This is a genomic window from Pseudescherichia sp. (genome assembly GCF_032052675.1).
Lineage (GTDB): Bacteria > Pseudomonadota > Gammaproteobacteria > Enterobacterales > Enterobacteriaceae > Pseudescherichia.
Window position 1 is genome coordinate 64246 of the sequence record NZ_DAMBWA010000007.1, and the last position, 10121, is coordinate 74366.

Sequence of the window (10121 nt, forward strand, 5' to 3'; positions counted from 1 at the left end):
GCCTACCGTGGGCACGGTGCCATAGGTAGGCCCGGTAAGCGCAGCGCCACCGGGCAATAAAAAACGCCGCATGAGCGGCGTTTTTCTTTTCCGGGCGAAAGCAAATTACTCGCCGATTTTAGCCCAGGTATCGCGCAGGCCAACGGTGCGGTTAAACACCCGCTTCTGTGCCGTGGAGTAGCGGCTGTCGAGGCAGAAGTAGCCTTCACGCTCGAACTGGTAGGCCTTGCCGGCTTCGGCGGCGTTAAGGGACGGCTCGGCGTAGCCCTGCTTGATCACCAGCGACTCCGGGTTAATGGTGGCGAGGAAATCCTCTGCCGCGCCCGGATTCGCCACGCTGAACAGGCGATCGTAGAGACGGATCTCAACCGGCAGCGCATGCGCGGCGCTCACCCAGTGGATCACCCCTTTCACCTTGCGGCCATCCGCCGGATCCTTGCTCAGGGTCTCGGCATCGTAGGAGCAGAAGATGGTGGTGATGTTACCTTCCGCATCTTTCTCTACGCGCTCGGCTTTGATCACATACGCGTTGCGCAGACGCACCTCTTTACCCAGCACCAGACGCTTATACTGCTTGTTCGCCTCTTCACGGAAGTCAGCGCGATCGATCCAGATCTCAGCGCTAAACGGCACCTCGCGGCTGCCCATCTCCGGCTTGTTCGGATGGTTCGGCATGGTCACCACTTCGCTCTCACCCTGCGGGTAGTTCTCAATCACCAGCTTCACCGGATCGATAACGGCCATCGCACGCGGCGCGTTCTCGTTGAGATCTTCACGAATACAGGACTCCAGCGACGCCATCTCGATGGTGTTGTCCTGCTTGGTCACGCCGATGCGTTTGCAGAACTCGCGGATGGAGGCAGCGGTATAGCCGCGGCGGCGCAGGCCAGAGATGGTCGGCATACGCGGATCGTCCCAGCCCTCAACGATTTTATCGGTCACCAGCAGGTTCAGCTTACGCTTGGACATTACCGCATATTCCAGGTTCAGGCGCGAGAACTCATATTGGCGCGGGTGAACCGGAATGGTGATGTTATCCAGCACCCAGTCGTAGAGACGACGGTTGTCCTGGAACTCCAGCGTACAGAGCGAATGGGTAATGCCTTCCAGCGCATCGCTGATGCAGTGGGTGAAATCGTACATCGGGTAGATGCACCACTTGTTGCCGGTCTGGTGATGCTCGGCAAACTTAATGCGGTACAGAACCGGATCGCGCATGACGATAAACGGCGACGCCATGTCAATTTTGGCACGCAGGCAGGCGGTGCCCTCTTCGAAGCCACCGGCACGCATCTTCTCAAACAGCGCCAGGTTCTCTTCAACGCTACGATCGCGGAACGGGCTGTTTTTACCCGGCGCGGTCAGGGTGCCACGGTACTCGCGGATCTGCTCCGGTGACAGCTCGTCAACGTAGGCCAGGCCTTTGTTGATCAGCTCAACGGCGTAGCTATGCAGCTGGTCGAAATAGTCAGAGGAGTAGCGCACGTCACCCGACCAGTGGAAGCCCAGCCACTGCACGTCATTTTTAATCGAATCAACGTATTCGATATCCTCTTTCACCGGGTTGGTGTCATCAAAGCGCAGGTTGCACTGCCCCTGATAGTCCTGGGCGATACCGAAGTTCAGGCAGATAGATTTTGCATGGCCGATATGCAGGTAGCCGTTCGGCTCCGGCGGAAAACGGGTGCAAACCGTGCTGTGCTTACCACTGGCCAGATCCTCATCAATAATCTGGCGAATAAAGTTAGTCGGGCGGGCTTCTGCCTCACTCATCGCGGGTTCCTCAAAGCGTAAACAACGTATAACGGAGTATGATCTTATAAGCGGGACGCGGAGACAACCCTTAGTTCAACAAAAAGCGTTAATGGCGAGGGATTGGCGTGCGTAGGGCAAAAAAAAGCGGCGGAGAGAGGCTCCGCCGCTGATTAACCGCAAGTTACGGCTATTTACCCTTCACCTCAAACAGCGGGGTCTGGCCAGCAACAACCTGCCCCTGCGCCTGGAAGACCAGACCGCTGAAATCGTCGATGTTGCTGCACACGACCGGGCTAATCATCGAGCGCGCATTGGCGTTCAGATAGTCGAGATCCATCTCCAGCACCGGCTGGCCCGCGACGACCTCCGCGCCCTCTTCTACCAGGCGGGTAAAGCCCTGGCCGTTCAGCGCAACGGTGTCGATGCCCATATGGACTACGATCTCCGCACCTTTTTCGGTTTCCAGACAGAAAGCGTGGTTAGTGTTGAAAATCTTCACAACGGTACCGGCAGCCGGCGAGACCACGGTTTTACCCGTCGGTTTCACCGCCACGCCATCGCCAACCGCTTTACTGGCAAAGGCTTCATCAGGCACCTGCTCCAGCGGAACAACCTCGCCGGTCACCGGTGATACCAGTGCGGCAACGGTCACGGCATTCGGCACGGCCTGAGGTTTCACCGCGGCGGCCGGGGCGTTGGCAGCGGGCTGAACGCTGGCGGCTGCGGCTACCGGGCCACGGGCGACCACACGCTTCATGGCGTCGCCTACGGATTCTGCTTTTGCACCCACAATCACCTGAATGCTCTGCTTGTTCAGCTTCACCACGCCGGATGCGCCCAGACGCTTACACTGCACGTCGTTCACGCGGGCGGAGTCCGCTACGGTCAGACGCAGACGGGTAATACAGGCATCGATAGCTTTCAGGTTGTCAGTACCGCCAATGGCGGCGATGTAGCTTGTCGCCAGCTGCTCAAGACCTTCATCGGTATTGCTGTTGGCTTCAGAGGTCACCACCGCATCGTCGGTCTCTTCGCGGCCCGGCGTTTTCAGGTTAAACGCGCGGATAACGAAGCTGAAGACCACGAAGTAGATGGCGAAGAAGATCAGACCCATCACCACCAGCATCCAGACGTTACGGCTGGCGGCTGGCAGGTTATACATCAGCGCATAGTCGATTGCGCCTGCGGAGAAGGAGAAGCCCGCATGGATCCCCAGCGCGGTGGCGACAAACAGGCTGATGCCGGTCAGCACGGCGTGCAGGAGATACAGCAGCGGCGCCAGGAACATGAACAGGAACTCCAGCGGCTCGGTAACACCGGTCAGGAACGCGGTGATGGCCACGGAGAGCAGCATGCCGCCAATCATCGGGCGACGCGCTTTCGGAGCGGCAAAGTACATTGCCAGCGCCGCGCCAGGCAGACCAAACATCATGATTGGGAAGAAGCCAGACATGAACATGCCTGCGGTGCCGTCACCCGCGTAGAAGCGGTTGATATCACCGTGGAAGACGGTGCCTGCGGCATTGGTGAATTCGCCAATCTGGAACCAGGCGATGGTGTTCAGCACCTGATGCAGGCCAGTCGGGATCAGCAGACGGTTAACGAAGCCGAAGATGCCGGAGCCGACCGCGCCCATCGACACAATCCACTCCCCGCCCGCGTGGATAGCGTTCTGTACCGGCGGCCAGACGTAGCCAAAAATCGCCGCCAGGATCAGGCAGAAGAAGCCGGTGGCAATCGGCACAAAGCGCTTGCCGCCGAAGAAGCTCAGGAACTCAGGCAGCTTGATGTTGGACCAGCGGTTGTAGACCGCACCGCCCACCAGGCCGGTAATAATACCGGAGAGCACGCCCATGTTAATGGCCGGGTTGATGGTGACCATCGCTTTGGTCATCACAAAGTAACCCACCGCACCCGCCAGCGCCGCCGCGCCTGCACTATCTTTCGACCACGACGAGGCCACGCCGATAGCGAAGATCAGGGCAAGGTTATCAAAAATTGCCCCGCCCGCCTGGGCGATAAACGGAACGTTAAGCAGATCGGGCTGGCCGAAACGCAGCAGCAGAGCCGCGACGGGCAGCACAGCGATAGGGAGCTGTAACGCCCGTCCCAGTCGCTGGAAGAAACCAAGAATATTCATTTTTATACCCCCCTATGAAACTCCGCTGAGCCTCATCACTAACCATTTTTTATAGTTAAACCAACCCTGTAATGCGGTCGTTTTACGCAGACTGTTCAAGTGTGTGGAAATTTAATTCGCCTCGCAAATTAAACGCGCATCTTTTGTGATTACAATCACCAAATATCGTTATTTACACTCCTGGTTACTGGCTAAGAACGAAAACTTATTTTATGATTCAAAAAATCAGGACGGACTGCCCCCTCTTATAGCGCAATCTGAGTTACGCTTAAAAGCGTACAGGCTGCAGTTCGCCAACGTTAATTTCACCCTTTGTAGAGGTAAACAATGAGACTGATCCCCCTGACGAGTGCCGAACAGGTTGGTAAATGGGCTGCCCGCCATATCGTTAACCGCATCAACGCGTTCAAACCGACTGCGGATCGTCCGTTTGTTTTGGGCCTGCCCACCGGCGGCACGCCGCTTACGGCCTATAAAGCGCTGGTAGAAATGCACAAAGCGGGCCAGGTTAGCTTTCAGAACGTTGTCACCTTTAACATGGACGAATATGTCGGCCTGCCGAAAGAGCATCCGGAGAGCTACCACAGCTTTATGCACCGTAACTTTTTCGATCACGTTGATATTCCCGCAGAAAACATCAACCTGCTCAATGGTAATGCGCCGGATATTGACGCAGAATGTCGCCGTTATGAAGAAAAAATTCGCGCCTACGGCAAAATTCACCTGTTTATGGGTGGCGTAGGCAACGACGGGCACATCGCGTTTAACGAACCGGCTTCATCGCTGGCCTCCCGCACCCGTATTAAAACCTTGACCCATGACACCCGCGTGGCGAACTCCCGCTTTTTTGACGGTGACGTCGATCAGGTGCCGAAATACGCCCTGACCGTAGGCGTAGGCACCCTGCTGGATGCCGAAGAGGTGATGATTCTGGTGCTGGGCAATGTGAAAGCGCAGGCATTGCAGGCGGCGGTAGAAGGCAACGTTAACCATATGTGGACGATTAGCTGCCTGCAGCTGCATCCGAAAGCGGTCGTGGTGTGCGACGAGCCGTCCACAATGGAGCTAAAAGTGAAGACGCTCAAATACTTCACTGAATTAGAAGCGGAAAATATCAAAGGTCTGTAACATTTTTACCCGGGGGTTGTTATGTATGCTTTAACCCAGTGCCGTATCTTTACCGGCCATGAAATTCTGGATGACCACGCGCTCATCATCGTTGATGGTCTGATCGACCGACTCTGCCCGCAGGCAGACCTGCCGCCAACCATTGAGCAGCGCTCGCTCAACGGCGCATATCTGGCCCCCGGTTTTATCGACCTGCAGCTGAACGGCTGCGGCGGCGTGCAGTTTAATGATACCGCTGAGGCGGTGAGCGTAGAGACGCTGGAGATAATGCAGCGCGCCAACGAGCGGTCAGGCTGCACCAGCTTTTTACCCACGCTTATCACCACCAGCGACGATCTGATGAAACAGGGCGTGCAGGTGATGCGCGACTACCTGGCGAAGCATCCGCACCAGGCGCTGGGCCTGCATCTCGAAGGGCCGTGGCTCAACGTGGTGAAAAAAGGCACCCACGATCCTGACTTTGTGCGCCGCCCGGACAGCGATCTGGTGGATTTCCTCTGCGCCAATGCCGACGTGATTACCAAGCTGACCCTGGCGCCGGAGATGGTCGATCCTGCCGTGATCCGCAAGCTGGCGGCAGCCGGGATTGTGGTCTCTGCCGGTCACTCTAATTCGACGCTTGTCGAGGCGAAAGCCGGTTTCCGCGCGGGTATCACCTTTGCTACCCATCTGTTCAACGCGATGCCCTACATCACCGGGCGCGAGCCGGGTCTCACCGGCGCGGTACTCGACGATGCTGACGTCTACTGCGGCATTATCGTTGATGGCTTACACGTTGATTTTACTAACGTTCGGATGGCGAAGCGCCTGAAGGGCGATAAGCTCTGCCTGGTCACCGACGCGACTGCGGCAGCGGGTGCAGTCATTGACGAATTCATTTTTGCTGGTAAAACAATATACTACCGTAATGGGCTCTGTGTAGATGAGAACGGTACCCTGAGCGGTTCGGCATTAACCATGATCGAAGGGGTGGCTAATCTTGTCGAGCATGTCGGCGTTGCGCTGGACGAAGCGCTGCGTATGGCAACGCTCTACCCGGCCCGCGCCATCGGCGTTGATAAACAGTTAGGCAGCATCGCACCGGGCATGGTGGCGAACCTGACCGCGTTTACCCACGACTTTAAAGTAATTAAGACCATCGTTAATGGTAACGAGGTCATGACTGAGTAAGTAAAAGTATGACATCAGGCGGACAAGCTCAAATTGGTAACGTTGACCTCGTAAAACAACTTAATAGCGCGGCTGTTTACCGCCTGATCGACCAGCTTGGCCCTATCTCGCGGATCCAGATTGCCGAGCAGAGCCAGCTTGCCCCCGCCAGCGTGACAAAAATCACGCGACAGCTTATTGAGCGCGGTTTGATTAAAGAGGTCGATCAGCAGGCCTCGACCGGTGGTCGCCGCGCCATCTCTATTATTACCGAGACGCGTAATTTCAATGCCATTGGCGTGCGCCTCGGCCGCTACGATACCACCCTGACGCTCTACGATCTCAGCAGCAAGGTGCTGGCAGAAGAGCACTACCCCCTGCCGGAGCGTACTCAGGAGACGTTAGAGCACGCCCTGTTGAACACCATCGCCACCTTTATTGAGGCCTGCCAGCGTAAAACGCGCGAGCTGATTGCTATCTCGGTGATCCTGCCGGGGCTGGTGGATCCCGAGAGCGGCGTGATCCGCTATATGCCGCATATTCAGGTGGAGAACTGGGGGCTGGTCAGCGCGCTGGAAAAGCGTTTTAAGGTGACCTGCTTTGTTGGGCACGATATCCGCAGCCTGGCGCTGGCCGAGCACTACTTTGGTGCAAGCCAGGACTGCGAGGACTCTATTCTGGTGCGCGTTCACCGCGGAACCGGGGCGGGTATCATCTCTAACGGGCGGATCTTTATTGGCCGTAACGGCAACGTCGGCGAGATCGGCCATATTCAGGTGGAGCCGCTGGGCGAGCGCTGCCACTGCGGAAACTTTGGCTGTCTGGAGACCGTAGCGGCGAATGCCGCGATTGAACAGCGGGTGCGCCATCTGCTTGAACAGGGCTACCAGAGCCGCATCACCCTGGACGACTGTTCGATCAAAGCCATCTGTAAAGCCGCTAACAAAGGCGACGCCCTGGCCTGCGAGGTCATAGAGCACGTAGGCCGTCATCTGGGCAAAACTATTGCCATCGCCATTAATCTGTTTAATCCGCAAAAGATTGTTATCGCCGGTGAGATTGTGGAGGCGGAGAAAGTGCTGCTGCCTGCCATTGAGGGCTGCATCAATACCCAGGCGCTGAAGGCGTTTCGTAAAAACCTGCCGGTGGTGCGCTCAACGCTGGATCACCGCTCGGCCATCGGGGCCTTTGCGCTGGTGAAACGCGCTATGCTCAACGGCTCGCTGCTGCAGCATCTGCTGGAGGAGTAACTCTGCCCATCGCCCGGCGGCGCTCCGCTTGCACGGGCCTACCAGAGCGAACCACGTCTCTTGACGTGGTTTTTTCATTTTTACCTATTCATAAGATAACCAGCCTCAAAAAAAGCACCTTAAAAATGAATAATCATCAATAAACCATCCTAAACCCTGTGCTTTTTTCACTATTCAACAATGGCGATTGCACTTTTTAATTTCGGCCCCCTAAAACCCTTGCGCCTGGCTGCGCTTTGCGGCATTTTCTTAATCAAGCAATAAGACAACGCGATGACGCAACGTCTGCAAACTAACAACACCAGGCAACATCACAGGGTTAACGGAGAAGGTTATGTGTTCAATTTTTGGCGTACTGGATATTAAAACGGATGCAGGTGAGCTGCGTAAGAAAGCGCTGGAGCTCTCCCGCCTGATGCGCCATCGCGGTCCTGACTGGTCCGGCGTATACGCAAGCGATAAAGCGATTCTGGCCCACGAACGTCTCTCTATCGTTGACGTCAACGCTGGCGCACAGCCGCTCTACAACGCGCAAAAAACCCATGCCCTGGCCGTTAACGGTGAAATCTATAACCATCAGGCTCTGCGTGCCGAGTACGGCGATCGCTACGATTTCCAGACCGGCTCCGACTGTGAAGTGATCCTGGCCCTGTATCAGGAGAAAGGCCCGGCGTTCCTCGACGAGCTGCAGGGCATGTTTGCCTTCGTGCTCTACGATAGCGAAAAAGATGCCTACCTGATTGGCCGCGACCATATCGGTATCATCCCGCTGTATATGGGCTATGACGAGCACGGCAACATGTACGTGGCCTCTGAAATGAAAGCCCTGGTACCGGTCTGCCGTACCATTAAAGAGTTCCCGGCGGGCAGCTACCTGTGGAGCCAGGACGGTGAGATCCGCAGCTACTACCAGCGCGACTGGTTTGAGTACGACGCGGTAAAAGACAACGTGACCGACAAAGCCAAGCTGCGTCAGGCACTGGAAGATGCGGTGAAAAGCCACCTGATGTCAGACGTGCCGTATGGCGTACTGCTCTCCGGCGGCCTGGATTCCTCCATCATCTCGGCTATCACCAAAAAATTTGCTGCACGCCGCGTGGAAGATCAGGAGCAGTCAGAGGCCTGGTGGCCGCAGCTGCACTCCTTTGCCGTGGGCCTGGAGGGCGCGCCGGATCTGAAAGCGGCCCAGGCGGTTGCTGAGCATCTGGGTACCGTGCACCACGAGATCCACTTCACCGTTCAGGAAGGTCTGGATGCCATCCGCGACGTGATCTACCACATTGAGACCTATGACGTGACCACCATCCGCGCCTCAACGCCGATGTACCTGATGTCACGTAAGATCAAAGCGATGGGCATCAAGATGGTGCTGTCGGGCGAAGGTTCAGACGAGGTGTTTGGCGGCTATCTCTACTTCCACAAAGCGCCGGACGCCAAAGAGCTGCATGAAGAGACCGTGCGTAAGCTGCAGGCGCTGCATATGTTTGACTGCGCCCGCGCCAACAAAGCGATGTCGGCCTGGGGCGTAGAGGCACGCGTGCCCTTCCTGGATAAAAACTTCCTCGACGTGGCAATGCGCATCAACCCGCAGGATAAGATGTGCGGCAACGGCAAAATGGAAAAACATGTGCTGCGTGAGTGCTTCGAGTCCTACCTGCCGGCAAGCGTGGCATGGCGTCAGAAAGAGCAGTTCTCTGATGGCGTAGGCTACAGCTGGATCGACACCCTGAAAGAGGTGGCGGCACAGCAGGTAAGCGACCAGCAGCTGGAGACCGCCAGCTACCGCTTCCCGTACAACACGCCGACCTCTAAAGAGGCCTACCTGTACCGCGAAGTGTTTGAAGAGCTGTTCCCGGTTGCCAGCGCAGCCGAGTGCGTGCCGGGCGGTCCGTCTGTTGCCTGCTCCTCTGCCAAAGCGATTGAGTGGGATGAAGCGTTCAAAACCATGAACGATCCATCAGGCCGTGCGGTAGGCGTTCACCAGTCCGCCTATTAACAGATAAAGTGTTATGATGATAACGGGTCCTGCGGGGCCCGTTCTTGTTGGTTTTGGTCTTGTTATCTCTCAATTAAAATCAAGATATAACCAATAATTGCCGAATAATACGCCAGGCTGTTCGCAACCTAACCAAACAGTCACATTCCGGCAATTTTCGATGAAAAAGGTGTTGACGCTGCAAGGCCCAATACGCATAATGCGCCCCGCAACGCCGATAAGGTAACGCGAAAAAAGATGGCTACGTAGCTCAGCTGGTTAGAGCACATCACTCATAATGATGGGGTCACAGGTTCGAATCCCGTCGTAGCCACCATCTTTTTTGCGGGAGTGGCGAAATTGGTAGACGCACCAGATTTAGGTTCTGGCGCCGCAAGGTGTGCGAGTTCAAGTCTCGCCTCCCGCACCATTCCCAGTAAGCGTTGCACGGATGGGGTATCGCCAAGCGGTAAGGCACCGGTTTTTGATACCGGCATTCCCTGGTTCGAATCCAGGTACCCCAGCCACTTTTTTCGACTCTCGTGTTATCACGTTTGTCTTGAGTAATTAGCAGTACAATTTGGCTACTTAGCTCAGCTGGTTAGAGCACATCACTCATAATGATGGGGTCACAGGTTCGATTCCCGTAGTAGCCACTATATTCTGATGAGTATCGTTAAGATGCTTATGACGTAAAAAATTGTTGGGGTATCGCCAAGCGGTA

The 10121-nt window shown here is 56.1% G+C and carries 6 protein-coding genes and 5 tRNA genes (1 of these 11 running past the window's edge); 9 read left to right on the plus strand and 2 right to left on the minus strand.

All coding sequences use genetic code 11. The annotated features are described in order from the left end of the window. Positions 1 to 105: 105 nt before the first annotated feature. Together glnS and nagE are read right to left on the minus strand one after the other, a co-directional pair. Entirely contained in the window at positions 106 to 1773 is a 1668-nt protein-coding gene (gene glnS, locus RTX96_RS11220) for a glutamine--tRNA ligase (protein ID WP_312670988.1), read from the minus strand. A gap of 169 nt (positions 1774 to 1942) precedes the next feature. Then, positions 1943 to 3895, minus strand: a complete 1953-nt coding sequence (nagE, locus tag RTX96_RS11225; protein WP_312268882.1) for a PTS N-acetyl glucosamine transporter subunit IIABC — start codon at positions 3893 to 3895, stop codon at positions 1943 to 1945. Between the two features lie 327 nt (positions 3896 to 4222). Between nagE and nagB the strand changes: the two genes are divergently transcribed. From nagB to RTX96_RS11270, 9 genes are all read left to right on the plus strand, one after another. Beyond that, on the plus strand, positions 4223 to 5023 hold the full coding sequence (gene nagB / locus RTX96_RS11230; RefSeq protein WP_103819855.1) for a glucosamine-6-phosphate deaminase: 801 nt from the start codon (positions 4223 to 4225) through the stop codon (positions 5021 to 5023). Positions 5024 to 5044: 21 nt separating this feature from the next. Further along, a complete protein-coding gene (gene nagA / locus RTX96_RS11235; RefSeq protein ID WP_103819856.1) occupies positions 5045 to 6193 on the plus strand; it encodes an N-acetylglucosamine-6-phosphate deacetylase in 1149 nt (382 codons plus the stop codon). 8 nt (positions 6194 to 6201) lie between these two features. Beyond that, the gene (locus RTX96_RS11240; protein WP_103819857.1) at positions 6202 to 7422 is read left to right on the plus strand and encodes an N-acetylglucosamine repressor; all 1221 of its coding nucleotides are present in this window, start codon (positions 6202 to 6204) and stop codon (positions 7420 to 7422) included. Positions 7423 to 7756: 334 nt separating this feature from the next. Then, on the plus strand, positions 7757 to 9418 hold the full coding sequence (gene asnB, locus RTX96_RS11245) for an asparagine synthase B (RefSeq protein WP_103819858.1): 1662 nt from the start codon (positions 7757 to 7759) through the stop codon (positions 9416 to 9418). 239 nt (positions 9419 to 9657) lie between these two features. Continuing rightward, positions 9658 to 9734, plus strand: a tRNA-Met gene (locus RTX96_RS11250). 8 nt (positions 9735 to 9742) lie between these two features. Then, a tRNA-Leu gene (locus RTX96_RS11255) sits at positions 9743 to 9827 on the plus strand. A 22-nt stretch (positions 9828 to 9849) separates the two neighbouring features. Next, positions 9850 to 9924 (plus strand) — tRNA-Gln (locus tag RTX96_RS11260). 55 nt (positions 9925 to 9979) lie between these two features. Then, positions 9980 to 10053: transfer RNA gene (locus tag RTX96_RS11265), tRNA-Met, on the plus strand. Between the two features lie 48 nt (positions 10054 to 10101). Beyond that, positions 10102 to 10121 (plus strand) — tRNA-Gln (locus RTX96_RS11270) (it continues 155 nt past the right edge of the window).